The organism is Streptomyces sp. NPDC127084, assembly GCF_042724175.1.
Classification (GTDB): Bacteria; Actinomycetota; Actinomycetes; order Streptomycetales; family Streptomycetaceae; genus Streptomyces.
Window position 1 is genome coordinate 1 of sequence record NZ_JBHXFA010000044.1, and the last position, 26,127, is coordinate 26,127.

The window sequence follows — 26,127 nt, forward strand, 5'->3', positions numbered from 1 at the left end:
GGTTCCTGCTCCGCGTCCGCCCCCATGACAGGCAGCTCTGACAGGCGACGCTCCAGGCGGCGTCAAACGGGTCACACAGTGTGCCGGGATCTACGACGTCGTCGCCGCGCACAACCACGCGGCGACGAAATAGCCGACTCCGAAGGGGGCGTCCTCGTACAGCATCCGTCCGACGGGGCCGGTGCCCTCGGCGGCACCGGCGAGCACCTGCCCGGGCGCGCGCCCTGCGGCCTTGAGTTCGCTCGCGAGCGAGGCGTCGATCGCCATGAGCGCCGCGGTGTCCGCGGCGCCCAGTGCCCGGGCGGCGGCGGAATCGAACGCGGCGGCCCGTTCGTCCAGATATCCGGGGGCCTTCAGGGTCCGGCAGGCGCTTCCGTCGCCCATGATCAGCAAAGCGGTACGCGCCTCACCGGCGGCGAGCTCCCGGCCGGTCTCCACGCACCGCTCCGGGGACAGCAGCGGATCGACGGCGAGCCCCTCCACCGGGACCGCGGCCCACCCTGCCTGGTCGAGCAGCCAGGCGGCGACGGCCAGGGCCGCGGGAAGGCGCCGCCCCTGCGCCGCCTCGGGGGCGGCCGGCACATCACCGGCACCGCCGAGCCTTACACCCGCGTCAACGCCGTAGCCGCTGAAGGAGCCCGGGGTTCCCTGGGGGTACGCCCCGGCCTCGCCGGGGCAGGCCGGGCCGATGACCACCAGCCGGTCGGGGCGGACCGCTGCGAGGTCGTCGAGCGCCCGCGCACAAGCGGCCCGCGCCGCGTCCAGCTCAGGTGCGGCTCCTGCGGCCACATCGGGAACCAGGAGCGGAGGGCAGGGGCATACGGCAGCGGCGACCAGCATGATCCGCAGCCTAGTCCCTGCCCCGCCGCGGCCGTCAGCCGACGGAGCAGCCACCCGTGGCGGCCGGAAGCGGTGCCGGGACGCCGATCGTCGGGAGGCCCAGCATCACGCCCGCCGGCTGTGCCGGGGCAGCGTTGCGCTTCTCCCAGGCGTCGCCGGCCCGAGTGCGGCGCACCGCGGTCGTCGGGCCCTCGGCGAGGAGGTGGTGCGGGGCGGCGTAGGTGATCTCGACGGTGACCACGTCACCGGGCCGCACCTCGGCCTCCGGCTTGGTGAAGTGGACGAGGCGGTTGTCGGGTGCCCGCCCGGAGAGCCGGTGGGTGGCGCCGTCCTTGCGCCCCTCACCCTCCGCGACCATGACCTCGAGGGTCCGTCCGACCTGCTTCTTGTTCTCCTCCCAGGAGATCTCCTCCTGGAGCGCGACCAGCCGCTCGTAGCGGGCCTGGACGACCTGCTTGGGGATCTGGCCCTCCATCTCGGCGGCGGGGGTCCCGGGCCGCTTGGAGTACTGGAAGGTGAAGGCCTGCGCGAAGCGTGCCTCACGCACGACGTGCAGGGTCTGCTCGAAGTCCTCCTCGGTCTCGCCGGGGAAGCCCACGATGATGTCGGTCGAGATCGCGGCGTGCGGAATCGCCGTCCGGACCTTCTCGATGATCCCGAGGAACCGCTCCTGCCGGTATGAGCGGCGCATCGCCTTGAGCACCGGGTCGGAGCCCGACTGGAGCGGCATGTGCAGCTGCGGCATCACATTCGGGGTCTCCGCCATGGCCGCGATCACGTCGTCGGTGAAGTCGCGCGGGTGCGGCGAGGTGAAACGGACCCGCTCCAGACCCTCGATGGCGCCACAGGCGCGCAGCAGCTTGGAGAACGCCTCGCGGTCGCCGATGTCGGAACCGTAGGCGTTCACGTTCTGCCCGAGCAGGGTGATCTCCGATACGCCTTCGGCGACCAGCGCCTCCACCTCGGCCAGGATGTCGCCGGGACGCCGGTCCTTCTCCTTGCCACGCAGCGCGGGGACGATGCAGAACGTGCACGTGTTGTTGCAGCCCACGGAGATGGAGACCCAGGCTGCGTAGGCACTCTCGCGGCGCGTGGGCAACGTGGAGGGGAACGCCTCGAGCGACTCGGCGATCTCGACCTGCGCCTCCTCCATGACCCGGGCGCGCTCCAGCAGCACCGGCAGCTTGCCGATGTTGTGCGTGCCGAAGACGACGTCGACCCACGGCGCCTTCTTCACGATGGTGTCGCGGTCCTTCTGGGCCAGGCAGCCGCCGACGGCGATCTGCATCCCGGGGCGGGAAGCCTTCATCGGGGCGAGCCGGCCGAGGTTGCCGTACAGCCTGTTGTCGGCGTTCTCCCGCACCGCGCAGGTGTTGAAGACAATCACGTCGGCGTCGCCTTCGCCCGCACCCTCGGACGCGCGGACATATCCCGCGTCCTCCAGCAAACCGGACAGCCGCTCGGAATCGTGGACGTTCATCTGACATCCGTAGGTGCGGATCTCGTAGCTTCGCTTGACGTCCACTGCCTGGCTCCGGTCGCTGCTGGTCATGCATAAAGAGTAGGCGGTGCCGGAGACAGCCTCTGCCGCGCGGGGCCCGGCCTGGCCATCATGGGCGGCGAGCTGGCAGGATCGCGGCCATGTCCCGAGCGCTCCTTCGCCTCAGCAGACGCCGTGTCCTCCAGGGCTCCACGGTGCTGGCCGTGGTGTGCGGGCTGCTGCTGTGGTGGCTGCTGCCGTTCGGGGAGAGCGCCCCGAGCGGTCGGCTCACCTTCAGTACGGGTGTGAAGAGCGGTGTGTACCAGCGGTACGGCGAGCTGCTCAAGGGTGCGCTGGCCCGCGATCTGCCCGAAGTCGAGATAGACCTCCGGGTCAGCGAGGGCTCGCAGCAGAACCTCGCCCGGGTGGCCTCGGGTGAGGCCGACTACACCATCGCCACCGCCGACGCCGTGGCGACGTACCAGCGGCACGCCAGGCCTGGTGCCGACCGGCTGCGCGCCTGCGCGCGGCTGTACGACGACTACGTCCAGCTCGTGGTGCCGCAGGGCTCCCGCGTCGAGGCCGCAGGCGGTCTGCGTGGCATGCGGGTCGGGGTGGGTCAGCCCGGCTCCGGAGTCCGGCTGATCGCCGAGCGGGTGCTGACGGCGGCGGGACTCGACGCGGACGAGGACATCAAGCCCGTGTCGGCCGGCATCGACACCATGCCGGGCCTGCTGGAGGCGGGACGGCTGGACGCCTTCTTCTGGTCGGGCGGGCTGCCCACCAGTGCGGTGCAGTCGCTGTCCGAACGCCTGCCCATCCGGTTGGTCCCGCTCGACGACAAGCTGGTCGACCAACTCCTCGACGCGGGCTCCATCACGCGGTACTACCGCTCCGCGGTGATCCCCGCCGACGCCTATCCGCACATACTCGGGGGACCCGTCCAGGTGCAGACGGTCGCCGTGACGAACCTGCTGGTCACCACAACGGACGCGGACCCGGAGCTGACCGAGCGCTTCACCCGCACAGTGATCAACAGCCGGGACCGGATCGGGCACGAGGTGCATCCCGCGCAGCTGGTGGACTTCAGGACGGCCATCTACACGGATCCGCTACCCCTGCACGAAGGCGCCCGGCGGTACTACCGCTCGACCAAGCCTTAGAGTCGCCTGCCCGTGGAGGGCGTGAGCCGCGGCCGGCACGCGGCTCACTGCTCGCCCAGCACCATCCACTTGTCCGGTTTCGCCATCGGCTCGAAGCCGACCTTGGCGTACACCTCGTGCGCGTCGGCGGTCGCCAGCAGGATTCGGCGCAGCCCGTAGGGAGCCAGATGATCGCGGACGGCGGTGACCAGCGCGGTGCCCAGGCCCTTTCCGCGGGACTCCGGAGCTATGTAGACATCGCACAGCCAGGCGAACGTGGCCAGGTCGGTGGCCACCCGCGCATAGCCGGTCTGCGCACCGGAGGCGCTGTCGTAAAGGCCGAAGTTGAGGGACCCGGCGATGGCCGCGTCCTGCTTCTCCCGGCTTCGGCCGATGGCCCAGTAGGCGTCCCGCGAGAGCCACTGGTGGATCAGCGCGGCATCGAGGCGGGCGGGATCGGTGGATATCTCGTAGCCGGGGAGAGGGTCTCTGTGCATGAGCGCAATCCAAACACCCCGCCGCGCGCCCGTGCGAGCGAATACCGGCGATACCAGCGAGCACGAGCGAGTAGCGGCGACGGCCATCGCGTCCGGCATACGGACCGTGCGCCGTCTACGACCGGGCTGCCTCGTCGGCTTCCGGACCCGCAGGGGGTGTGCGCGGCACCGTGAGTGTGACCCGTAGACCGTGCGGTTCGCTGTGCGCGTAGGCGATCGAACCTCCAGCCGCCGCGAGGAGCGCGCGGGTGATGGAGAGGCCGAGGCCGGAACCCTTCACATTCTGGTGGCGGTTGCTGCGCCAGAAGCGGTCGCCGACCCGTCCCAGCTCCTCATCGGTGAGTCCGGGCCCTCGATCGTTGATCACGATGGTGGAGGTCTCGCCGTCCGCCGATACCCCTACGGTGACCGCCTCGCCTTCGGGCGTGAACTTCACCGCGTTGTCGATCACGGCGTCGAGCGCGCTGGAGAGCGCGATGGGGTCGGTCCAGGCTGTCACCGCGCCGCCATCGGCCCGGAGCCGTACGCCCTTCTCATCGGCGAGCAGGCGCCAGGCAGCGACCCGTTCGGCGACCAGCGCGCCGACGTCGGTCAGCCTGAGGTCCGACGAGGCGTGCTCCGCGAGCGCGAGGTCGAGCAGATCGTCGAGGACCTGCGCGAGCCGCTTGCCCTCGGTACGTACGGAGGCGATCTCCTCGTTTCCCTCGGGCAGTTCGAGCGCGAGCAGCTCGATGCGCAGCAGCAGTGCGGCAAGGGGGTTGCGCAGTTGGTGGGAGGCGTCGGCGACGAAGGCGCGCTGCTGCTCCAGTACGGCTTCGACGTTGTCCGCCATCTCGTTGAACGAGCGTGCCAGTCGTCGCAGTTCAGGGGGGCCGCCGGAAGCCACCACGCGTGAGTTCATCCTGCCCGTGGCGATGTCATGGGTGGCCGCGTCCAGCACCCGCACCGGCCGCAGCACCCAGCCGGTGAGCCGAACGGCGGCCCCGAGGGCGACGAGCATCGCCGCGGATTCCCCGACGACGATCACCAGCCATCCGGCCAGGATCCGGGAACGCAGCTGACCGGTGGGAGAGTCGGTGACGACGACCGCGACGACATCGCCTTCCCGTACCACCGGCGAGGCGACCACGAGCCTCGCCCCTTCCTGCCAAGGCCACACCTGGGGCGGATCATGGCTGCGCCGTCCGAGCAGGGCCTCACGGAAGGCCCGGCGCCCTTCGCCTTCGTCGGGTATCCCCCAGGTTTCGGGAGCGCGGGCCATCACGACCTCGCTGCGGTAGAAGACCCCGGTCCGCATTCCGTACACGTCGTGGTAGCGCGTGAGCTCCTCCACGAGCCGCTCCCTGCGCTCGTCCTGGCGGGTCACACCGTCTGTGACGAACTGCGCCTGGGCGGCGAAACGCGCGGTGTCGTCGAGGCGGTCGACGACGACGTTCTGCTGCTCGGCGGCTGCGAGGCTCACGGCCAGCGGAAAGCCGAGGGCGAGCAGCACCGCCGCCATGAGGACGATGAGGAGGGGAAGGAGACGGGTACGCAACGGGGTCGGCGGCCTTTACGCGGCGGGCGCGACCAGGCGGTACCCGACGCCGCGCACGGTCTCGATCAGAGCCGGCATCCGGAGCTTGGAGCGCAGCGACGCGACATGCACTTCGAGCGTGCGCCCGGTGCCCTCCCAACTCGTGTGCCACACCTCGCTGATGATCTGCTCGCGCCGGAAGACCACACCGGGGCGCTGGGCAAGGAGCGCGAGCAGGTCGAACTCCTTGCGGGTGAGCGGGACGGCCTCTCCGCCGACGCTGACCCGTCGGGTGGGGAGTTCGACTGTGACGGGCCCGAGCGTCAGGGCGCGATCGGCCGCGGGCGCCTGGTCCTCACCGGACACGGTGCGCCGGCTGACGGCATGAATGCGTGCGAGCAGCTCGCCGGTGTCGTACGGCTTGACGACGTAGTCGTCCGCGCCGAGGTTGAGCCCGTGGATCCGCGAGCGAACGTCCGAGCGCGCAGTGACCATGATGACCGGGGTGGCCGTGAGCTTCCTGAGTTTGCCGCAGACCTGGTAGCCGTCCTGGTCGGGCAGTCCGAGGTCTAGCAGGATCACGCCGAAGGGCGGCTTGCTCCCGTCGGTCACGGGCAGCACGGCCTGGAGCGCCTCCTCGCCGCTGCGGGCGTGGGTGACCGTGAAGCCGTGCCGGACCAGCACCGCGGACAGGGCGGCGGCCACATGGTTGTCGTCTTCCACGAGCAGAAGTCTCACTGGCCTCCCTCCGGTGGTCATGACCGGCCTCATGGCTCGGCCCCCCGATCCCGTCGCGACGTCCGGATCAGGTCCTGGCTCTGGCGTGTGTACACCGCATGAACGCTGATCACCACCCGGTGAGTCAAGGGGTAGCCCGCCCTCCGGCGTATCCGTTATCCACCCGGTACGACATTCATGATCCCGTTCACCCTGAGTGTCCGGCAGATACCGTATCGTTATCCTCAATTTCAGCTCAGATGTACTGACGCTGGTCGGACGGTGTGCCTAGGGTCCTCTCCAACCGAGGAGGACGGAGCAAGAAGCCGATGAGCGGAGTTTCAGTGACCAAGGGCGTGCAGGACGCCGCACCCATGGCGACCGACCTGGTTGTACTGAGCAACGTCAACAAGCACTTCGGCGCGCTGCACGTGCTCCAGGACATCGACCTGACGATCGCGCGGGGCGAGGTCGTCGTCGTGATCGGACCCTCCGGGTCCGGCAAGTCCACGCTGTGCCGCACCATCAACCGCCTGGAGACGATCGATTCCGGCGTGATCACGATCGACGGGAAGCCGCTTCCCCAGGAGGGAAAGCAGCTCGCCCGGCTGCGCGCCGACGTGGGCATGGTCTTCCAGTCATTCAACCTCTTCGCACACAAGACCGTGCTGGAGAACGTCATGCTGGGCCAGGTCAAGGTCCGCCAGACGGACAAGAAGGCCGCCGAGCAGAAGGCGCGCCAACTGCTCGACCGGGTGGGTGTGGGCACCCAGGCCGACAAGTACCCGGCGCAGCTCTCCGGCGGCCAGCAGCAGCGGGTCGCGATCGCCCGGGCGTTGGCGATGGGTCCGAAGGTGATGCTCTTCGACGAGCCCACCTCCGCCCTCGACCCCGAGATGATCAACGAGGTGCTCGAGGTCATGCAGCAGCTCGCGCGGGACGGAATGACCATGGTCGTCGTCACGCACGAGATGGGCTTCGCCCGCTCGGCCGCGAACCGGGTGGTCTTCATGGCCGACGGCAAGATCGTCGAAGAGGCCTCGCCCGAGGAGTTCTTCAGCAACCCGCGCAGTGACCGCGCCAGGGACTTCCTGTCGAAGATCCTGCACCACTGAGCAACTTCACCGTTTCCAGTTCTCAGTTCTCAGTTCTCGATCAAGCTGATCATCGGTCGCCCCAGAAGCTCACGACCGTTTCGAGATCGCTCAAGTCAAGGGAAGTCACCATGAACGTTCGCAAGGTCACCGCCGCCTCGGCAGTCGCCCTCTCGCTCGCCCTCGCGGCCACCGCCTGTGGCGGCGGCAAGAAGGACTCCGCCGACGGGAACGGCGGAGACAAGGGCGGCAAGATCACCATCGGCATCAAGATCGACCAGCCGGGCATCGGTCTCAAGACCCCGGACGGCAAGTACACCGGCTTCGACGTCGAGGTCGCCAAGTACATCGCCAAGGAGCTGGGCTACGAAGAGGGCGACATCGTCTTCAAGGAGACCAAGAGCGCCGACCGTGAGACGGCGATCGAGCGCGGCGACGTGAAGTTCATCGCCGCCTCCTACTCGATCAACGACAAGCGTCTGGCGAAGGTCGACTTCGCGGGCCCGTACCTGCTCGCCCACCAGGACATCCTGGTCCGCGCCGATGACAACTCGATCACCAAGCCCGAGGACCTGAACTCGAAGAAGCTCTGCTCGGTCACCGGCTCGACCTCGGCGCAGAACGTCAAGGACAAGCTCGCCCCGAAGGCTCAGCTCCAGGAGTACGGCGGCTACTCCGAGTGCCTCACCGGCCTGGAGAACAAGGTCATCGACGCGCTCACCACCGACGACTCGATCCTCGCGGGCTACGCCTCGCAGGAGGCCTTCAAGGGCAAGTTCAAGCTCGCCGGCTTCAAGATGAGCAACGAGAACTACGGCATCGGCCTGAAGAAGGGCGACACCGAGCTCAAGGACAAGATCAACAAGGCGCTCGAGAAGATGGTCGCGGACAAGTCCTGGCAGGAGGCCGTGGACGCCAACTTCGGCCCCGCCGGCTACAAGAACGAGCCCGCGCCGAAGATCGGCAACATCGTCAAGTGACTCTTGGCTGACCGGGCGCGCCGTCGCTGACGGCGGCGGCGCGCCGAGTCCTTCCCACTCGCAGACGCGGAAGCGCGGGAGATCGTGTTCGACTTTCTTGAAATGGACGCCCTGCTGGGCGCCTTCTGGGTGACGGTGAAACTCACCGTCTACTCGGCGATAGGCGCCCTGGTCTGGGGAACGCTGCTGGCCGGCATGCGGGTCAGCCCGGTGCCGCTGATGCGGGCCGTCGGCACCGCGTACGTGAACGTCGTGCGTAACATCCCGCTCACCGTCGTCATCCTCTTCGCCTCACTGGGTCTCTACTCGACCCTCGGCGTCTCCTTGGGCGCGGACCTCACCGACGTGATCAACTTCCGGCTGGCGGTACTCGGCCTGATCGCCTACACCGCGGCCTTCGTGTGCGAGGCGCTGCGGTCCGGGATCAACACCGTGCCGGTCGGGCAGGCGGAGGCCGCCCGAGCCCTGGGCCTGAGCTTCACCCAGGTGCTGAGGCTCATCATCCTTCCGCAGGCCTTCCGGTCGGTCATCAATCCCCTGGCCAACGTGCTGATCGCGCTGACCAAGAACACCACGGTCGCCTCGGTGATCGGTGTGGCCGAGGCCGCGTACCTGATGAAGGAGTGGATCGAGACCTACGCCGCGCTGCTCCCGATCGCCACGATCTTCGCGCTGGGCTTCATCTGCCTGACGCTACCGACCGGACTGATCCTCGGCTGGGTGAGCAAGAAGGTGGCGGTGAAGCGATGACTTCCGTTCTCTACGACGCCCCGGGGCCCCGCGCCAGGGTTCGCAACATCGTCTACACCGTCCTCTTCACCGTCGCGCTCGGCGCGGTCGTGTGGTGGGTGTACGACGGGCTGAGCTCCAAGGGCCAGCTGGACTGGATCAAATGGGAGCCGTTCTTCACGAGCACCCAGCCGTACACCGCGTTCATCTGGCCGGGACTCCAGAACACCCTCATCGCGGCATCGCTCGCGCTGGTCATCGCGCTTCCGCTCGGTGCGGTGTTCGGTATCGCCCGGCTGTCCGACCACCGATGGGTCAGGGGTGTCGCGGGCACGGCTGTGGAGTTCTTCCGCGCCATCCCCGTACTGATCCTGATGCTCTTCGCCAACCAGGCCTACTCCGACTTCACTGACATCAACCCGGATGACCGACCGCTCTACGCGGTGGTGACCGGCCTGGTGCTCTACAACGCCTCGGTCCTCGCGGAGATCGTCCGGGCGGGCATCCTGTCGCTGCCGAAGGGGCAGACGGACGCTGCCAAGGCGATCGGCATGCGCAAGGGCCAGACGATGACAAACGTGCTGCTGCCGCAGTCGGTGACGGCGATGCTCCCGGCGATCGTCAGCCAGCTCGTGGTCATCGTGAAGGACACCGCGCTCGGCGGTGCGATGCTCAGCTTCGCCGAACTGCTGTCGTCGGTCCGGCCGATGAGTGCCAACTACGGCGCCAACACCATCGCCTGCTTCACCATCGTCGCCGTCATCTTCATCGCCCTGAACTTCGTCCTCACCTCGGCGGCGAGCTGGCTGGAGCGCAAGCTGCGGCGCGGGAAGAAGAGCACCGGCGCGGTGGTGCACGCGGGGCCCGGCGGTGGTCTGGAGACCGTCGGACCGACCACGCTCGACGGCGACGCCGGCCACTGAATCTGATCAGCAATCAGACATTCGACGCCTGGAGGGCGGTGACCTGCGGGTCACCGCCCTTCGCCGTGCCGCCGCGTCCTGTGGTCGCTTGACGGGGGCACCAGCAGTGGGTTGCATACGTTCTGTGATCGCGCACCGGGCTTCGGCCAGCCCCTCCCTCTCGTTGCTTCCGTCCCAGCAGGCCACAGGAGCCACGCCGTGGACCCGGTGATCGTCGTCGGCGCGGGTCCGGTCGGGCTCGCGCTGTCCCTGGCGCTGGCCGCGCAGGGGGTCCCCTCGGTCGTACTGGACGAGGGAACGGGGAAGGACGAGCCGCGGCCCGCGCGTACGGTCGTGCTGCGCGCCGACACCGCGGCGCTTCTGGAGCGGGTGGGCTGCGCCACGATCCGTGACGAGGGCCTCCGCTGGACGGGCTGGCGGTCGCGGCGGCGAAAGCAGGAACTGCGGGTGGTGGAACTCGGCGGGGACGAGTTGCCCGGGCCGGTTCATATTCCCCAGCACGCGCTGCTGCGGGGGCTGCGCGACGCCATCGTGGAATCCGGACTCGTCACGGTCGCCACCCACAGCCGGCTCGACACCCTGGAGCAGGACGGCTCCGGTGTCACCGCGCACACCCGCGGTCCCGGGGCGACCTGGTGGCGTGGGAGTCATCTGGTGGGTTGCGACGGCGCCCGGTCGACGGTGCGCAAGCTCATCGGCGTCCGGTTCCCGGGGCGTACGTCGGTGGAGCGGCATGCCGTGGCCGTGCTGCGTGCCGAACTGCCCTGGCCCGGCGAGGCGGTACTGCACCGGCTGCCGCCGTGGCGCTCGGGTGGTGAGGAGGTGACCGCCAGGCCGCTGCCGGACGGAGTGTGGCGGCTGGACTGGCTGCTGCCTGCCCGCAGCGAGCTGGTGACACCGGAGGCACTCGTGTCGCGGGTACGGGACACCCTGGCCGGCTGGTGCGACGGCCCTCCGCAGTACGACCTCATCGACACCGGTGTATACACCCTGCACCACCGTCTGGCCCGCACCTGGCGGGTGGGCCGCGCCTTCCTCGCCGGGGACGCGGCTCATCTGCTGGGCGCGGTCGGCACCCAGGGGCTCGACGAAGGACTGCGCGACATCGACAACCTGGCCTGGAAGCTGGCGCTCGCCTGGCATCACGGTGCGTCGGAAACCCTGCTCGACAGCTACCAGGCGGAGCGGCGGACCGCTGTCGCCGCCCGGCTGCGTGCCGCCGATCAGTCACTGCCGATACTGCGGGGCAGCGGTGGCCTGCGGACGTACATGCCGGGCGCGGCGCGCGGGCACGACGTTCTGCTGACGGACGCGCATCTGGGGCTCGGGGCACTGGGTGCGCCGCCCGTGTACCCCAACTCCCCCCTCGCGCCGGTGCACACCGAGTCGCACACCTCGGTCGGCACGCCGTTCGGCGCCCCCGTCGCCGACACCCGGGTGACCGCGCCGGACGGCACGACCGTCTGGCTGAGGGACCGGCTGGGGCGGGACCGGATGCTGGTGGTGCTGGTGGCACCCGGGACCGGGGTCTGGGACCGGCGGCACTGGATGAGCGCGGGAGTGATGCCACGGCTGGACTCCGCCGTGGACGAACTTCCGGTGCGGGCGGAACTGCTGGTCGCCGAGAGCTACCCGGGGGCTTCCGCGCACACCGTGTTGCTGGTGCGGCCGGACGGGCACCTGGTGGCCGCCTTCAGCGGGGTACGGCCGGATGAGCTCCACTCCGCGGCGGACGCGGCACGCGGCGGTGCTGCGGAGCCGTCGCGGACGGGTGCGGGAAGCACTGCCGGCCGGAGGTGACCGGACTACGGACCTCGATTGACCGGTGCGGAGCCCCAATGGTGTACTCCGAGCGTGACCGACACCGACGTGCGCCTGTGGCGGAGGGTCCATATGGACCTCATCCGCTACGCGGGCTGTGTGTGTCGTCCGTCCTGCTGAATTCGCCTCCCTTTCCTGCCGCACGGCCGTGTCCACTCTGTGTGCCGCACCGGGCCGCGCGTATTCCCGCGAACTTCCAGGACGGTTGCTGTGTCTCGCTCTGCTCCCCCACCCACGACTGCGGCACCCGCGGCAACGACCGCACCCACCGCCGCCGAACTGCTCGACTTCGTCCGGCGCACCGCCGCCGACACGGAGCTGGTCGCCTCCCTTCCGCTGGACCCGCAGGGGCGCACCTGGGTGCGCCTCGACGGCCCCGGGGGTAGCGAGGCGTGGCTGATCGGATGGCCGCCGGGCAGCGGCACCGGTTGGCACGACCACGATGAATCGGTCGGCGCCTTCGCCACGGCCGCCGGGGAGCTCACGGAGCACGCGCTGGCGGTGCGTCTCCCGGCGAGCGGCTGGAGGACCCTCGAACTGGCGGAAGGGCTGGACCGTACGCGACGCCTCGTCCCCGGCCGGGGGCGGTCGTTCGGGCGCCACCATGTGCATGAGGTGCTGAACACGTCGAAGGTCGCGCATGCGGTGTCCGTCCATGCGTACTACCCACCCCTGCCTCTGCTTCGGCGCTTCAGCCGCTCAGGGGCGGTGCTACGGCTTGAGCAGGTCGAACGCCCGGAGGACTGGCAGTGAGCACGGCAACGGGCGGACGCGACGACGGCCCTGCGGGGATCGACGCGTTGCTGGAGCAGGTACGCGAGGGCCTGGAGCGGGTCGGGCCGCATGAGGCGTTCGCCGCGGCGGCGAACGGGGCGCTGCTGGTCGACACCCGCTACGCGGCGCTGCGTGATCGGGATGGGCTGATTCCAGGCGCGCTGGTGGTCGAGCGCAATGAGCTGGAGTGGCGGCTGGACCCCCTGGGCAGTCATCGCGTTCCCGAAGCCACCAGCCATGATCTGCATGTCATCGTGGTCTGCAATGAGGGATACGCCTCCTCGCTCGCCGCGGACTCGCTCCAGCGGCTGGGGCTGCGACGAGCGACGGATTTGGTGGGCGGCTTCCAGGCATGGCGGGCGGCGGGCCTGCCGGTGCGGGCCCCGGGGGCGTAACCCCCGGGCTGCTGTGTGCTCCCGCAGGCCGGGGTACGGCCACCCCCCGTGGGGCCGTACCCGGGCGGGTAGGCAGACCGTGGCGCCACGGTGGACGGGCTGACCGGCCACCGCTCAGTCCAGGCCCTCGCCCAAGTCCTCGACGTCTTCGCCCTCTTCCTCCAGGGCCTGGCGGACCACCCGCAGCGCCATGCCTTCCGGGTAGCCCTTGCGGGCGAGCATTCCGGCGAGGCGCCGCAGCCTGCGGTCACGGTCGAGACCGCGCGTGGCCCGCAGCTTGCGGTCCACCAGCTCGCGGGCGGTCGTCTCCTCCTGGTCCGGATCGAGCCGGTCGACCGCCTGGTTGATCAGTGCCGGGTCGACGCCCTTCGTACGCAGCTCACGGGCGAGAGCGCGGCGGGCCAGACCGCGCCCATGGTGCCGGGACTCCACCCAGGCGTCCGCGAACACCGCGTCATCGATCAGGCCCACGTCCTCGAAGCGGGACAGGACCTCATCGGCGACGTCCTCCGGGATGTCCCTCTTGCGGAGCGCGTCGCGGAGTTGCTTCCGCGTGCGCGGGGTCCCGGTGAGCAGGCGCAGACAGATCGCCCGCGCCCGCTCAACCGGATCCTGGGGCGACAGCTCCTTCTCGGCCCTCGACGAGTCGGGGCTGTCGCCCGGCCATTCGGTGCGCCGGGTCACGGACGGACTCAGCTCTTCGCCGCGGCAGCCGCCTTGGTGGCCTTGGTGGCCTTTGCCGCCGGCGCGGGCACCGACTTCGCGGGCTCATCCGCACCAGCGCCCGCCGCGTCCGCGCCCGGTTCCGCCGACGGGGCCGCGGGGCTGACTCCGACGCCCAGCTTCTCCTTGATCTTCTTCTCGATCTCGTCGGCCAGGTCGGGGTTGTCCTTCAGGAAGTTGCGCGCGTTCTCCTTGCCCTGGCCGAGCTGGTCGCCCTCGTAGGTGTACCAAGCGCCCGCCTTGCGGACGAAGCCGTGCTCCACACCCATGTCGATCAGGCCGCCCTCGCGGCTGATGCCCTGGCCGTAGAGGATGTCGAACTCGGCCTGCTTGAAGGGGGGCGCGACCTTGTTCTTGACGACCTTGCAGCGGGTGCGGTTGCCCACCGCCTCGGTGCCGTCCTTGAGGGTCTCGATGCGGCGGATGTCGATACGCACCGACGCGTAGAACTTGAGCGCGCGGCCACCGGTCGTGGTCTCGGGCGAGCCGAACATCACGCCGATCTTCTCGCGAAGCTGGTTGATGAAGATCGCGGTGGTCTTGGACTGGTTGAGCGCGCTCGTGATCTTCCGCAGCGCCTGGCTCATCAGTCGGGCCTGGAGACCCACATGCGAGTCACCCATCTCGCCCTCGATCTCGGCACGCGGCACGAGCGCGGCGACGGAGTCGATCACGATGAGGTCGAGGGCGCCGGACCGCACCAGCATGTCGACGATCTCGAGCGCCTGCTCGCCGTTGTCAGGCTGGGAGAGGATCAGGTTGTCGATGTCGACACCGAGCTTCTTGGCGTACTCGGGGTCGAGCGCGTGCTCGGCGTCCACGAAGGCGACCTGGCCGCCGGCCTTCTGGGCGTTGGCCACGGCGTGCAGGGTCAGGGTCGTCTTACCGGAGGACTCCGGGCCGTAGATCTCCACCACACGGCCGCGGGGCAGGCCACCGACGCCGAGCGCGACATCGAGCGCGGTCGAGCCGGTCGGGATGACCTCGATGGGTTCCTTCGACCGCTCGCCCATGCGCATCACGGCGCCCTTGCCGAACTGCCGTTCAATCTGTGCGAGCGCGGCGTCGAGCGCCTTCTCGCGGTCGGTTCCTGCCATGGGTTCCACCCGGGGTGTTTGAGTCGATCGCTTCACGTCAGAGACGCTATCCCCTGCCACTGACAATGCGCCTCGACGTCCGTCCAGCCTGTGGAAAACCCGGCGCAATCCCCCGGGATTCCACGGCCGACTCCCTCATGAGAATGGATGTTCGATTTTCGTGTCAAGCGACACGAGTCCGGCCGGGCGGGCCAGGATGCCAGGACGGCGGCGGCTGCGGACTCACCGGGTGGACCCCTCCACCCGGATCAGCGTCTGCTGTCCGCTGGCGACGAGTTTCCGTTCGCCGTCGCCCTGGATGCCGTACACCTCCAGCCGGCAGACGGTCAGGGTACGTCCGGACTTCAGGACGGTGCCGATCGCTTCGAGATGGTCGCCGACGGCGGGAGCGAGAAGGTTGATCTTGTACTCGACGCCGAGGACGTCGGAGCCCTCGTCGAACAGCGTGAGCGCCGCGTAGCCACCGGCGCTGTCCGCGATGGCACCGGTGGCACCTGCATGGACGTAGCCGTGCTGCTGGGTCACCTCGGGACGGACCGGGAGCACGATGTGGACACGGCCGGGGCCGACGTGGGTGAGCCGAGCGCCGAGGTGGGCCATGAGGCCCTGACCGTCGAAGCTGCCCTGGACGCGCTCGCGGACCGCGGGGCTCGCCTGTTCGTACTGCGTCTGGTCTTCCACGTACATGCTCTCCTCAAGGTACGTATCGGAGTGGAGCGGAAACGTTTCCTCAGCCGGCCGGGGGTTCCACAGCGGAAAGGCGCCGACGGCGATCATCATGGCACCACTGATGCGGGTGACGACCAGGCGGCTGAAGGCCGGGCCGCGCCCCCCGTCCCGCACCACGCGGGACACCCCCTCTGGTGCGGCGTACGCTCGTCTGCAGGGGCTCGTGGTCAAGCCGCCGACGTGGCGGCTCCGGCGCACCGAGGGCGGTTCAGCGGCGAGCCGGACCGGACGAGACCGCGGGAGGATCCATGACCGCGCTCGGTGACCTGATAGAGATCGACGACCGGACCGTGCTGGCCCTCGGTCAGGAACTGCGCATCGAGCACGACCAGCCGGATGTCGCCAACGCCCTGCTGCACCGGGTCGGAGACACCCTGGTCATTGTCGACACCGGTGTGACGACGGCCTTTCGCACCGTACTGCGAGCGGCGGCGAATCGGCTGATGCCCTGGTCCCGGGCCCTGCTGCTGACCACGCACGGGCATCCTGACCACGTCGGCAACAACGACCTGGCAGACGAGTTGGGCGTGCCCGCCGAGCACTACGTCCCCGCCCCCGACCTGGACCAGATGCGGGATCCCGCGTCGTACTGGGTGCGCTCCCTCGACCGCGTCGCCGGGCTCGCTCCGCTGCCCGCGCCATCCGCCCTGGCCGACAAGATCGTGGAGATCTGCCAGCCCATGCGGCCCTTCTGCGCGACGACCCGGACCTACGAGGAACGGCCGCTGGAGCGGATCCGGATCGGCTCACTGCGATTCACCGGCTGGACCTTCGCCGACGGCACTGTCCGTGTGCTGCGCACTCAGGGCCACTGCGCCGGGCATGTGATCGTGCACCTGAGCGACTGCGGGGTCCTGCACCTCTCCGACGAGGGCAACGGAGCCTGCGGCGCGATGGCGGACGCCGACCAGCTCAAGATCCAGACCGTACTCGGCGCGGTCGCCGTCCTCTTCGAGGAGAAGGAAGCCCTGCACCTCACCGATGGGCACACCTTCGCCGTACGCCATGGCCCTGCGGTGGTGGCCTACCTGGAAAGCCTGATGGAGCAGGCTGCCGCCCTCCAGACGGCGGCACTCAGACTGACCACCGAGAGTCCGCGGGTGCGACCGAGCGCGTTCACCAGCCGATTCGAGCAAACCCTCGCTGATCTGGGCATCGGTGGCGCCAACCCGAACGCGGTGTTCACCGCCATGATGGCGGTCAACCAGCTCCGCGAACTCGGGCTGCGGCCGGAGTCCGGCGGCGCCGACGCGCCCTGGTCCCGGCCCGCTCTCGAAAACCCCACGCCGGGCGAGATCCGGTAGCCGAACCAACACGGCCTACGTGCATTCGGCGGCGTGGCTGACGGGTGCTTCCGGAATCCGGGTCAGGTCCCGTCCCTCGGCGCCGGGGGCTGTTCCCGCCGGGCGCTCAGCGCGCGCTGGAGGCGGGCCACCACCGCTTCGCCGTGGCGGCGGTGGCCATGCACCCGGGGGTCGTCCGTGACGTCGTAGCGCTTCACGTAGGCGCCGAGGAACGCCTGGAGCGTCGCGACCGCGGGGATCGCGATCAGCGCGCCGACCGCACCCAGCAGGGCCGTACCCGCGATCACCGAGCCGAACGCCACCGCGGGATGGATATCCACGGTCCTGGCGGTGAGCTTGGGCTGGAGCACGTAGTTCTCGAACTGCTGGTAGACGAGGACGAAGCAGAGCACCCACAGCGCGTACCAGGGATTGACCGTGAAGGCGATCAGCATCGGCAGGGCTCCCGCCAGATACGTACCGATCGTGGGTATGAACTGCGAGACCAGGCCCACCCACACGGCCAGCGCAGGCGCGTAGGGCACGCCGAGCAGCGCCAGCAGGACGTAGTGCGCCACACCGGAGATCAGGGCCATCAGGCCTCGGGAGTAGAGATAACCACCCGTCTTGTCGACCGCGATCTCCCAGGCCCGCAGCACCTCGGTCTGCTTCGACGGCGGCAGCACGGAGCACAGCGCCCGCCGCAGCCGGGGGCCGTCCGCCGCGAAGTAGAAGGAGAACAGGAAGATCGTCAGCAGTCTGAACAGCCCGCCGAGTACGGTCGCCGAGACGTCGAGCACCCCGCTGGCGCTGTTCTGGACGTACTTCTTCAGCCAGTCCGAGCGCAGCAGACTGTCCTGGATCGCGACCCGGGACAGCTCGGTGTGGAAGGTCTGGTTGATCCAGTTGATCACCTGGTCGAGATACTTGGGAAAGTCCTCGACCATGTCGACTATCTGGCCCGCGAGCATCGAGCCGAGCAGCACGACGAATCCGACGCCGGCCAGCATCACCGCGAAGAAGACGAAGAAGGTGGCGAGACCCCGCCGCATCCCGCGCGCCGCCATACGGCCCACCGCGGGCTCGATCGCCAGCGCCAGGAAGAAGGCGATCAGGATGTTGATCAGCAGACCCACGAGCTGGTGGAAGGCCCAGCTGCCGAACTGGAAGCAGGCGTAGAGCGCGAGGGCCAGCACCATGGCCCGGGGCAGCCAGCGGGGCATCCGGGCGCTCCCGGCACCACCGGCGCTCACACGAACCGCTCCCGGCCCCGCGGCGGGAGCGGGCCCGAGGGTCGTCGCCTCGCTGTGTTCCGTTGTGCTGTCGCCGGTGTCGGGGCCGACCGCGCCTGACGAGGCGGTCAGCGGCTCTTCGTCCCGGACGGTCTCGTCAGTCGATGCCACGGGGCAAGTCTCGCCTACCCGCGCGACAACCGGACCACCGCCTGTGGAGAACTCCGTGCCTCACCGCTTCTCGGCCGGTATCCCCATGGCCGTGCAGACCCCGCGCCAGACGTCCCTGGTCTCCCACCCCGCGTCCAGTGCCTCGTGCACGGTCCGGCCACCGAGCTCGGTCATCACATGGTCGCGTGCGAAGGAGTCCGCGTATGCCGCACCGAAGTGCTCTTCCATCCGCTCCCAGAAAATCGTCAACCGCATGCGTCCAGTATCCCGCTCCTGAGGGTGCAGCCTCGCCGGTCCGCCGTACCGCGGGTCGTCCGGGCCCTACGGTCTGAGCATGGCTGCAACTCCCCTCGCAAGGGCCGAGCGTTTCATCTGGCTGACGGCCCGCGTGCTCGAGCAGCGGCGGTTCGCGTACCACTTCCTGGGCGCGGGTGCGGATCCGGTGGAGGCGGCGTTGTCCGCGTACCTCAACGAGGACGGCGGATACGGGCATGCCCTCGAACCCGACCTCCGCGGCCCGGTCAGCCAACCGCTGCACACCGCGCACGCGCTGCACGTCCTGGACTCGATCGGCCGCTGCGGCGGGCTGCGGGCCGAGCGGATGTGCCGCTATCTGACCGGTGTGGCCACCAAGGACGGTGCCCTGCCCGTGGTCCACCCCTCACAGCGCGGCTATCCCGCCGCCCCGTATGTCCCGGTCGCCGACGAGCCCAGGAGCGAGCTGCTGGCGACCGGGCCGGTCGTCGGGCTGCTGCACCGCAACCAGGTGTGGCACGCCTGGCTGTTCCGGGCGACCGACTTCTGCTGGGCGGCGGTGGACGCGCTGGGCGCCTCCCGTCCGCACCCGTCCCAGCCGTACGAGATCCAGGCGGCGGTCGCCTTCCTCGACCATGCCCCGGACGGATCACGCGCCGAGGCCGCGGCCGACCGCCTGGGCCGTCTCGTACGCGAACAGCGGCTCGTGGTGCTCGATCCGGCACGCGCGGATACCGGCGCGGCACTCGCCGGTGACGTCCCGGACGAGCGCCCCTATCCGTACGACTACGCGCGCGTACCCGGCTCCCTGGCCCGGCGCTGGTTCACGGACGAGGAGATGGAGCGCTCGCTCGACCGCCTCGCCGGACGGCAGCGGCCCGACGGCGGCTGGCCGGCCCGGCGCGGATCATGGGCTCCCGGCAGCACTCTCGAAGAGCGGCCCATCGCCACGATCGAGGCACTGCGCACGCTGAGGGCGCACGGACGCCCACTGCGTTAGGCCGCGTCCGACACCTCCCGCCCGCGGTCCAGCTCAGCCTCCGATCGCGCGGGCACCGGCGGTGATCACTACGGCCGCCGCAACGACGACGAGGAACGGAGCGCGCAGCACCAGGGCGATCGCCGCCGCGCCCAGCCCGGCTGCCCTGGCGTCGATGACCAGGGCGCTGCCGCTGCTGAACGTCTGCTGAGCGGTGAGCGCGGCCAGCAGCGCCACTGGAAGCAGCGCGGAAAGCCGCTGCACAAGGGGGCGTTCCAGCGTTCCGGCGGGCACCAGGAGTCCGGCCAGCTTGACCAGGTAGCAGCCGACGGCCGTCACCCCGATCGCGATCCAGACGTTCATCGGTCGGTCTCCTTGCGGTTGACGAGCCCGCGGCCCTGGAGCCAGAGGACGGCCGGGGCCGCGAGAGCGGCGGCCAGCACCGGCACGCCGGCAGGGAGTACGGGCAGCAGTCCGAGTCCCAGGACGACGGCGAGCCCGGCGACGACCCGCTCAGTGGTGGTGCGCAGCATGGGTGCGAGCAGTGCGAGGAACACCGCGGGTCCCGCCGCGTCCAGCCCCCAGGCGCTGGTGTCACCGATCGCTTCCGCGCCCAGTGCCCCGAGGAACGTGGTGAGGTTCCACAGCACATAGAGGGTGAGTCCGGTGGCGGTGAAGCCCAGCCGTGCGGCGCGCCGGGTCGGCTGTGCCAGGGAGACGGCCGTGGTCTCGTCGATGACCCAGTGGGCGGCGAACGGACGCACGGAGCGCGGCAGGGCCAGCAGTTGGGAGAGCCTGAGACCGTAGAAGGCGTTGCGGGTGCCGAGGAAGAAGGCGCCCGCGGCGGCCGTGAGCGGGTTGCCGCCCGCGGCGAGCGCGCCGACCAGGGCGAACTGCGAGGCACCGGTGAAAACGAGCAGGCTGAGGGCGCAGATCTGGGCGAGGTCGAGTCCCGCTCCCGCCGCGGTGATCCCGAAGGCGAAGCCGGACAGGCCGACGGCAAGGCCCACCCCGAGGGCGTCCCGTACGACGGCGGAGTCGGGCTTCACCAATTGCTCGGTCGTCGAACCGCTGGTCGGTATCTCTGCTGATGCTGTCTGTTCTGGCACGTCGTGGACATTACGAGGCCAACCCGTTTCCGGTCTTGTACGTTCTTGCGCGCCCGCCGCCTCGTCGCACGCCGCCCGCCGTCTCCTCCCGCGCCGCCCGCTTCATCTCGGTCGCGGCCCGTCGAGCCGGCGTCCCCGCTGGTAGGCGCCGGGCGGTACCCCCACGATCCGGGTGAAGTGCCGGTTCAAGTGCGGCTGGTCGGCGAACCCCACCACGGCGGCGGCCTGCGCCGGAGCCGTTCCCGCGTCCAGCAGTCGCCGTGCCCGGCGGACCCGGGCGTCGGTGAGCCAGGTGTGCGGCGGCATCCCGTAGCGGTCGCGGAAGGCCCGCAGCAGGGCGAACTGGCTGGTGCCCAGCTCGGCGGCGAGGGCCTGGAGGGTGGGCGGGCTGTCCATACGCTCCTCCAGCACCGCGCGGGCGCGTGCCGCGTTGAGCGCGCCCGCCGTGCGCGGGGCGCGCGCGGGGAGTCTGCTTCCGTGATCGCGCAGCAGCCGCGCCACCATGATCCGCAGCATGCTGTCGGCGGCGAGTGCGTCGCCTTCCTCCGCCGCGCGGTGCACCTCGCGGATCAGCCGCGCAGCGTGGGGGTCGATCACATGGGGCACGGCCAAGCCCGGGGTGCCCTTGATCGCCGTGGTCTCGGCGGCGATCTCGGCCACCACCTGTGACGAGGGGTAGACGGTCGAGTACACCCAGCCCTCGCTGACCCCGGCTCTGGCGGTGTGCGGGACCTCGGGGTTGATCATCACGACCGATCCGGGACCGGCATGGACGACACCGCCCGGAAGACCGACATCCTCGACGCCGCGGGTTATGGTCCCGAAGACATAGCCCTCGTGGCTGTGGCGGGGAAAGGCATGACGTACGTACCGGGCGCGGAGCAGATCGATTCCCGGAAGCCGCTCCGGCTGCCAGTACCGGGCCCACTCACCCTCTGTCATACGCACATTCTCGCAGGTCCGGGGGATTGTCAGTGGGGCGGTGCACGATGGGTGGCATGGTCGGCAGCGCACTCGACAGCTTCGCACCCGCGACCCGCGGCTGGTTCACGGGTGCGTTCAGCGCGCCCACGGATGCCCAGGAGGGCGCCTGGCAGGCGATCGGGCGGGGCTCGGACGTCCTGGTCGTCGCCCCGACCGGTTCCGGCAAGACCCTCGCCGCCTTCCTCGCCGCGCTCGACGGTCTGACGTCCGCTCCCCCGCCCGCGGACACGAAGAAGCGCTGCCGTGTGCTGTACGTGTCCCCGCTGAAGGCGCTCGCGGTGGATGTCGAGCGCAATCTGCGCAGCCCGCTGACGGGGATCCGCCAGGAGGCCGTCAGGCTGGGGCTGCCCGAGCCTGAGGTGCGGGTCGGCATCCGCTCCGGGGACACACCGGCCGCGGAGCGCAGAGCGCTCGCCACCCGGCCGCCGGACATCCTGATCACCACGCCCGAGTCGCTCTTCCTGATGCTGACCTCGTCCACGCGCGAGGCGCTGGCAGGCATCGAGACGGTGATCGTGGACGAGGTGCACGCGGTGGCGGGGACCAAGCGGGGTGCCCATCTCGCCCTGTCCCTGGAGCGGCTGGACGAGTTGCTGCCGCGCCCGGCCCGGCGGATCGGCCTGTCCGCGACCGTACGGCCGGTGGACGAGGTTGCGCGCTATCTGTCGCCGCAGCGGAGGGCGGAGATCGTCCAGCCGCCGTCCGGCAAGGAGTTCGACCTCTCCGTGGTGGTCCCCGTCGAGGATCTCGGCGAGCTCGGCGGCTCCCCCGCGTCGGAGCCGGACGCCGCCGGTGAGAAGCCGTCGATCTGGCCCCATGTCGAGGAGCGCATCGCCGACCTGGTCCAGGCGCACCGCTCCACGATCGTCTTCGCCAACTCCCGTCGGCTTGCCGAGCGGTTGTGCAACAGGCTCAACGAGATCGGTTACGAACGTGCCACGGGCGAGCCCCTGCCCGAGAGCGCCCCTCCGGCCGAGATCATGGCGCAGTCAGGTGCCGCCCAGGGCGCACCTCCGCTGCTCGCCCGCGCCCACCACGGTTCGGTCTCCAAGGAGCAGCGCGCGCTGGTCGAGGAGGACCTGAAGGCGGGCAGGCTGCCCGCGGTCGTCGCCACCTCCAGTCTCGAGCTGGGCATCGACATGGGTGCGGTGGATCTGGTCGTCCAGGTCGAATCCCCGCCGTCCGTCGCCTCCGGTCTCCAACGGGTGGGCCGGGCGGGCCACCAGGTGGGGGCGGTCTCCACCGGCGTGGTCTTCCCCAAGTACCGCGGTGACCTGGTGCAGGCGGCCGTGGTGACCGAGCGGATGCGCGGCGGCTCGATCGAGGCCCTGCGGATCCCCGCCAATCCGCTGGACGTGCTGGCGCAGCAGCTGGTCGCGATGGTGGCGCTGGACACCTGGCAGGCCGACGAGCTGCTGGCCGTGGTGCGGCGGGCCGCGCCGTTCGCCTCGCTTCCGGAGTCGGCGTTCACGGCGGTGCTGGACATGCTCGCCGGACGCTATCCGTCGGACGCCTTCGCGGAGTTGCGGCCACGGGTGGTGTGGGACCGGATCGCCGGGACGGTCACGGGGCGGCCCGGTGCCCAGCGCCTCGCGGTCACCTCCGGCGGCACCATCCCCGACCGCGGGCTGTTCGGGGTGTTCCTCGCCGGGGCCGACCCCAAGAAGGGCGGCGGACGGGTCGGCGAGCTGGACGAGGAGATGGTGTACGAGTCCCGGGTGGGGGATGTCTTCACACTCGGCACCACGTCCTGGCGGATCGAGGACATCACCCGTGACCGGGTCCTGGTCTCCCCCGCCCCGGGTGTTCCCGGCCGGCTGCCGTTCTGGAAGGGCGACCAGCTCGGCCGTCCGCTCGAACTGGGGCGTGCGGTAGGCGCGTTCCTGCGGGAGATCGGTGCGCTCTCCGAAGAGGACGCGCTGCTTCGGCTGCGCACGGCCGGACTCGACGCATGGGCCGCCGGCAATGTGCTCGCCTATCTCGATGAGCAGCGCCGTGCCTGCGGCCATGTGCCCGACGACCGCACGATCCTCGTGGAGCGGTTCCGGGACGAGCTGGGCGACTGGCGGGTCGTGGTCCACTCCCCGTTCGGCGCCCAGGTCCACGCGCCGTGGGCGCTGGCACTCGGTGCCCGGCTGGCCGAGCGGTACGGCATGGACGCGCAGGTGATGCACGCGGACGACGGCATCGTGCTGCGGCTGCCCGACGCCGATCTGATGGGTCCGGATCTGCTCGACCAGGACCCGGTTCACCTGGACACGTCCTATGACGGCGACCAGGCACCGGTCGGCGCGGCCGACACCGTCTTCGACAAAGGCGAGATCAGTCAGATCGTGACCGACCAGGTGGGTGGTTCCGCGCTGTTCGCGTCGAGGTTCCGGGAGTGCGCGGCGCGGGCCCTGCTGCTTCCGCGCCGCAGTCCGGGCAAGCGCACCCCCCTGTGGCAGCAGCGTCAGCGCGCGGCCCAGCTCCTCCAGGTGGCCGGCGAGTTCGGCTCGTTCCCGATCGTCCTGGAAGCCGTCCGCGAGTGTCTCCAGGACGTCTTCGACGTCCCGGGCCTGACGGAGCTGATGGGTGACATCGAGTCCCGCAGGGTCCGGCTGGTCGAGGTGACCACACCCGAGCCGTCCCCGTTCGCCCGGTCGCTCCTCTTCGGCTATGTGGCGCAGTTCCTGTACGAGGGCGACTCACCGCTCGCCGAGCGGCGCGCCGCGGCGCTTTCCCTGGACTCCCGGCTGCTGGCCGAGCTGCTCGGCCAAGCGGAGCTGCGCGAGTTGCTCGACGCCGACGTACTGAGCGAGCTGGAGCGGGAGCTCCAGTGGCTGACGGACGAGCGCGGGATCAAGGACGCGGAGGGTGTCGCCGACGCACTGCGCGTGCTGGGGCCACTGACGGCCGCCGAGCTGGCCGAGCGCGGCGCGGACCCCGACTGGGCGAAGGAGCTCGCCGCCGCCCGGCGCGCCATCCGGGTCCGGATCGCGGCCGCCGACCACTGGGCGGCGATCGAGGACGCCGGGCGGCTGCGGGATGCCCTGGGCACAGCGCTTCCGGTGGGCGTCCCCGAGGCGTTCACCGAGCCCGTCAAGGATCCGCTGGGCGATCTGCTCGCCCGCTTCGCCCGGACCCGTGGCCCGTTCACCTCATCGCAGGCGGCGGCCCGGTTCGGCCTGGGCGCGGCCGTCACCGACGGGGCGCTCCAGCGTCTGGCCGCGACCGGGCGGGTGGTGCAGGGAGAGTTCCACCCGTCGGGGATCGGCCAGGAGTGGTGCGACGCGACCGTGCTGCGGCGTCTGCGGCGCCGCTCGCTGGCGGCACTGCGGCAGGAGCTGGAACCGGTGCCGCCGGCGGCGCTCGCGACGTTCCTGCCCCAGTGGCAGCACCTGGGGAGCAGCAGCCTGCGCGGTATCGACGGGCTGGCGCGCGCCATCGAGCAGCTCCAGGGCGCCCCCGTACCGGCCTCCGCGCTGGAGAAGCTGGTCCTGCCGTCCCGGGTGACGGGGTACTCCCCCACCCTGCTCGACGAGCTGACCACCACCGGCGAGGTCGTATGGGCCGGAGCGGGCGCGCTGCCCGGCAAAGACGGCTGGGTATCCCTCTACCTCGCCGACGCGGCCCCGCTGCTGCTGCCACCGCCGCATCCCCTGGAGCTGACGGCGCTGCACGAGTCCGTGCTCGCCGTCCTGTCCGGCGGCTACGGACTGTTCTTCCGGCAGATCGCCGACCAGGTCCGCGCCACCACCCACCCCGACGCCACCGATCCCCAACTCGCCGACGCGCTCTGGGACCTGGCCTGGTCGGGACGGCTGACCAACGACACCCTGGCACCGCTGCGTGCTTTGCTGGGATCGGGCCGCACGGCCGGGTCCACCGCGCACCGGGCCAAGCGAACCGTCCCGCGCGGGCGCTACGGCTCACTGACGGCGTCCGCGCGCCCCGCCTCGCGGACGGGACCGCCGACCGTCTCCGGGCGTTGGTCGCTGCTCCCGCCCGCGGAGCCGGACGCCACCCATCGCGCACATGCCCTGGCGCGCACCCTGCTCGACCGTCATGGGGTGGTCACCCGGGGCGCGGTCGCGGCCGAAGGGGTCGAGGGCGGGTTCTCGGCTACGTATCGGATCCTGTCGGCCTTCGAGGACAGCGGGCAGGCCAGACGCGGCTATGTCGTCGAGGGCCTGGGAGCGGCCCAGTTCGCGATGGACGGAGCTGTGGACCGGTTGCGCGCGGCGGCGTCCGCACGTGACCGCGCCGATGCCCACACCTCAGCCCGCGCGGTCGTGCTGGCGGCGGCTGACCCGGCGAACGCCTATGGCGCGGCCCTCCCGTGGCCCGAGCCCCCGACCGGCGCCGGGCACAAACCCGGACGCAAGGCGGGCTCTCTGGTGGTGCTGGTCGACGGCGAGCTGACGCTCTACATGGAGCGCGGCGGCAAGACCCTGCTGTCCTGGGCGACCGAGCCGGACGCCCCGGCGCTGCTCGCGGCGGCCGGGGCACTCGCCGATGCGGCCCGGGCGGGCGCGCTGGGCACGGTCACGGTCGAGCGTGTCAACGGCGCCGCCGCACTGACCTCGCCCCTCGCGCGGCCGTTCGAGGAGTCCGGCTTCCATGCCACCCCGCGCGGGCTGCGTCTGCGCCCCTGAGCCGGCGCGCGTCGCGCATC

24 protein-coding genes and 1 pseudogene are annotated in these 26,127 nt (G+C 70.5%); 12 read left to right on the plus strand and 13 right to left on the minus strand.

Annotation, left to right across the window (positions count from 1 at the left end; translation table 11 throughout):
• Positions 1-90: 90 nt before the first annotated feature.
• Entirely contained in the window at positions 91-840 is a 750-nt protein-coding gene (locus ACFWI9_RS13215) for a hypothetical protein (protein WP_387161456.1), read from the minus strand.
• A gap of 34 nt (positions 841-874) precedes the next feature.
• Positions 875-2,392, minus strand: coding sequence for a tRNA (N6-isopentenyl adenosine(37)-C2)-methylthiotransferase MiaB (gene miaB, locus ACFWI9_RS13220; protein WP_387161459.1), 1,518 nt, complete (start codon positions 2,390-2,392; stop codon positions 875-877).
• A gap of 89 nt (positions 2,393-2,481) precedes the next feature.
• On the opposite strand from miaB, the gene ACFWI9_RS13225 reads away from it, so the two are divergent.
• Positions 2,482-3,483, plus strand: a complete 1,002-nt coding sequence (locus ACFWI9_RS13225; RefSeq protein WP_387161461.1) for a TAXI family TRAP transporter solute-binding subunit — start codon at positions 2,482-2,484, stop codon at positions 3,481-3,483.
• Between the two features lie 44 nt (positions 3,484-3,527).
• Here the strand turns inward: ACFWI9_RS13225 and ACFWI9_RS13230 are convergent, their stop codons facing one another.
• The 3 genes from ACFWI9_RS13230 to ACFWI9_RS13240 all read right to left on the minus strand — a co-directional run bounded on the left by ACFWI9_RS13230 (position 3,528) and on the right by ACFWI9_RS13240 (position 6,213).
• Entirely contained in the window at positions 3,528-3,959 is a 432-nt protein-coding gene (locus ACFWI9_RS13230; RefSeq protein WP_387161463.1) for a GNAT family N-acetyltransferase, read from the minus strand.
• Positions 3,960-4,074: 115 nt separating this feature from the next.
• On the minus strand, positions 4,075-5,496 hold the full coding sequence (locus tag ACFWI9_RS13235) for an ATP-binding protein (RefSeq protein WP_387161465.1): 1,422 nt from the start codon (positions 5,494-5,496) through the stop codon (positions 4,075-4,077).
• Between the two features lie 15 nt (positions 5,497-5,511).
• Positions 5,512-6,213 (minus strand): response regulator transcription factor, encoded by a 702-nt coding sequence (locus ACFWI9_RS13240; RefSeq protein WP_387161467.1) that lies wholly within the window; start codon positions 6,211-6,213, stop codon positions 5,512-5,514.
• Between the two features lie 353 nt (positions 6,214-6,566).
• Here ACFWI9_RS13240 and ACFWI9_RS13245 point away from each other — a divergent pair, with 353 nt between their 5' ends.
• The 8 genes from ACFWI9_RS13245 to ACFWI9_RS13280 all read left to right on the plus strand — a co-directional run bounded on the left by ACFWI9_RS13245 (position 6,567) and on the right by ACFWI9_RS13280 (position 12,908).
• On the plus strand, positions 6,567-7,307 hold the full coding sequence (locus tag ACFWI9_RS13245) for an amino acid ABC transporter ATP-binding protein (protein WP_387161530.1): 741 nt from the start codon (positions 6,567-6,569) through the stop codon (positions 7,305-7,307).
• 110 nt (positions 7,308-7,417) lie between these two features.
• Complete coding sequence (locus tag ACFWI9_RS13250; protein WP_387161469.1) at positions 7,418-8,266, plus strand: glutamate ABC transporter substrate-binding protein; 849 nt, start codon at positions 7,418-7,420, stop codon at positions 8,264-8,266.
• Between the two features lie 84 nt (positions 8,267-8,350).
• A complete protein-coding gene (locus tag ACFWI9_RS13255; protein ID WP_387161471.1) occupies positions 8,351-9,016 on the plus strand; it encodes an amino acid ABC transporter permease in 666 nt (221 codons plus the stop codon).
• Complete coding sequence (locus ACFWI9_RS13260; protein ID WP_387161474.1) at positions 9,013-9,918, plus strand: amino acid ABC transporter permease; 906 nt, start codon at positions 9,013-9,015, stop codon at positions 9,916-9,918. Before ACFWI9_RS13255 ends, ACFWI9_RS13260 begins: the two co-directional genes overlap by 4 nt.
• Positions 9,919-10,116: 198 nt before the next feature.
• Complete coding sequence (locus ACFWI9_RS13265; protein WP_387161477.1) at positions 10,117-11,718, plus strand: FAD-dependent monooxygenase; 1,602 nt, start codon at positions 10,117-10,119, stop codon at positions 11,716-11,718.
• Between the two features lie 69 nt (positions 11,719-11,787).
• Complete coding sequence (locus ACFWI9_RS13270; protein WP_322747027.1) at positions 11,788-11,859, plus strand: putative leader peptide; 72 nt, start codon at positions 11,788-11,790, stop codon at positions 11,857-11,859.
• A gap of 90 nt (positions 11,860-11,949) precedes the next feature.
• Positions 11,950-12,492, plus strand: coding sequence for a cysteine dioxygenase (locus ACFWI9_RS13275; protein WP_387161479.1), 543 nt, complete (start codon positions 11,950-11,952; stop codon positions 12,490-12,492).
• Positions 12,489-12,908 carry a rhodanese-like domain-containing protein gene (locus ACFWI9_RS13280; protein ID WP_387161481.1) on the plus strand — a complete coding sequence of 140 codons (420 nt, stop codon included), beginning with the start codon at positions 12,489-12,491 and terminating at the stop codon, positions 12,906-12,908. The genes ACFWI9_RS13275 and ACFWI9_RS13280 overlap by 4 nt, the downstream gene beginning before the upstream one ends.
• A gap of 114 nt (positions 12,909-13,022) precedes the next feature.
• On the opposite strand, the pseudogene recX reads toward ACFWI9_RS13280, so the two are convergent.
• The 3 genes and pseudogenes from recX to ACFWI9_RS13295 all read right to left on the minus strand — a co-directional run.
• Positions 13,023-13,664: pseudogene (gene recX / locus ACFWI9_RS13285) on the minus strand (recombination regulator RecX); the annotation flags it as partial.
• Positions 13,601-14,728 (minus strand): recombinase RecA, encoded by a 1,128-nt coding sequence (gene recA / locus ACFWI9_RS13290; RefSeq protein ID WP_387161483.1) that lies wholly within the window; start codon positions 14,726-14,728, stop codon positions 13,601-13,603. The gene recA and the pseudogene recX, both read right to left, overlap by 64 nt.
• 222 nt (positions 14,729-14,950) lie before the next feature.
• The gene (locus ACFWI9_RS13295; RefSeq protein ID WP_387161532.1) at positions 14,951-15,409 is read right to left on the minus strand and encodes a PaaI family thioesterase; all 459 of its coding nucleotides are present in this window, start codon (positions 15,407-15,409) and stop codon (positions 14,951-14,953) included.
• 296 nt (positions 15,410-15,705) lie between these two features.
• Between ACFWI9_RS13295 and ACFWI9_RS13300 the strand changes: the two genes are divergently transcribed.
• The gene (locus ACFWI9_RS13300; protein ID WP_387161485.1) at positions 15,706-16,761 is read left to right on the plus strand and encodes an MBL fold metallo-hydrolase; all 1,056 of its coding nucleotides are present in this window, start codon (positions 15,706-15,708) and stop codon (positions 16,759-16,761) included.
• 62 nt (positions 16,762-16,823) lie between these two features.
• Here ACFWI9_RS13300 and ACFWI9_RS13305 read toward each other — a convergent pair whose 3' ends face one another.
• Positions 16,824-17,963: an AI-2E family transporter gene (locus ACFWI9_RS13305; RefSeq protein ID WP_387161534.1), complete on the minus strand. Its 1,140-nt coding sequence runs from the start codon at positions 17,961-17,963 to the stop codon at positions 16,824-16,826.
• 240 nt (positions 17,964-18,203) lie between these two features.
• A complete protein-coding gene (locus tag ACFWI9_RS13310; RefSeq protein ID WP_387161488.1) occupies positions 18,204-18,398 on the minus strand; it encodes a DUF3046 domain-containing protein in 195 nt (64 codons plus the stop codon).
• Positions 18,399-18,477: 79 nt separating this feature from the next.
• Here ACFWI9_RS13310 and ACFWI9_RS13315 point away from each other — a divergent pair, with 79 nt between their 5' ends.
• A complete protein-coding gene (locus ACFWI9_RS13315; RefSeq protein WP_387161490.1) occupies positions 18,478-19,398 on the plus strand; it encodes a hypothetical protein in 921 nt (306 codons plus the stop codon).
• A 33-nt stretch (positions 19,399-19,431) separates the two neighbouring features.
• On the opposite strand, the gene ACFWI9_RS13320 is transcribed toward ACFWI9_RS13315, so the two are convergent.
• From ACFWI9_RS13320 to ACFWI9_RS13330, 3 genes are all read right to left on the minus strand, one after another.
• The gene (locus ACFWI9_RS13320; protein ID WP_387161492.1) at positions 19,432-19,740 is read right to left on the minus strand and encodes an AzlD domain-containing protein; all 309 of its coding nucleotides are present in this window, start codon (positions 19,738-19,740) and stop codon (positions 19,432-19,434) included.
• Positions 19,737-20,486, minus strand: coding sequence for an AzlC family ABC transporter permease (locus ACFWI9_RS13325; RefSeq protein ID WP_387161494.1), 750 nt, complete (start codon positions 20,484-20,486; stop codon positions 19,737-19,739). The genes ACFWI9_RS13320 and ACFWI9_RS13325 overlap by 4 nt, the downstream gene beginning before the upstream one ends.
• 102 nt (positions 20,487-20,588) lie before the next feature.
• A complete protein-coding gene (locus tag ACFWI9_RS13330; protein ID WP_387161496.1) occupies positions 20,589-21,428 on the minus strand; it encodes an AraC family ligand binding domain-containing protein in 840 nt (279 codons plus the stop codon).
• 56 nt (positions 21,429-21,484) lie between these two features.
• Here ACFWI9_RS13330 and ACFWI9_RS13335 point away from each other — a divergent pair, with 56 nt between their 5' ends.
• The gene (locus ACFWI9_RS13335) at positions 21,485-26,107 is read left to right on the plus strand and encodes an ATP-dependent helicase (protein ID WP_387161498.1); all 4,623 of its coding nucleotides are present in this window, start codon (positions 21,485-21,487) and stop codon (positions 26,105-26,107) included.
• The last annotated feature ends 20 nt before the right edge of the window (positions 26,108-26,127 follow it).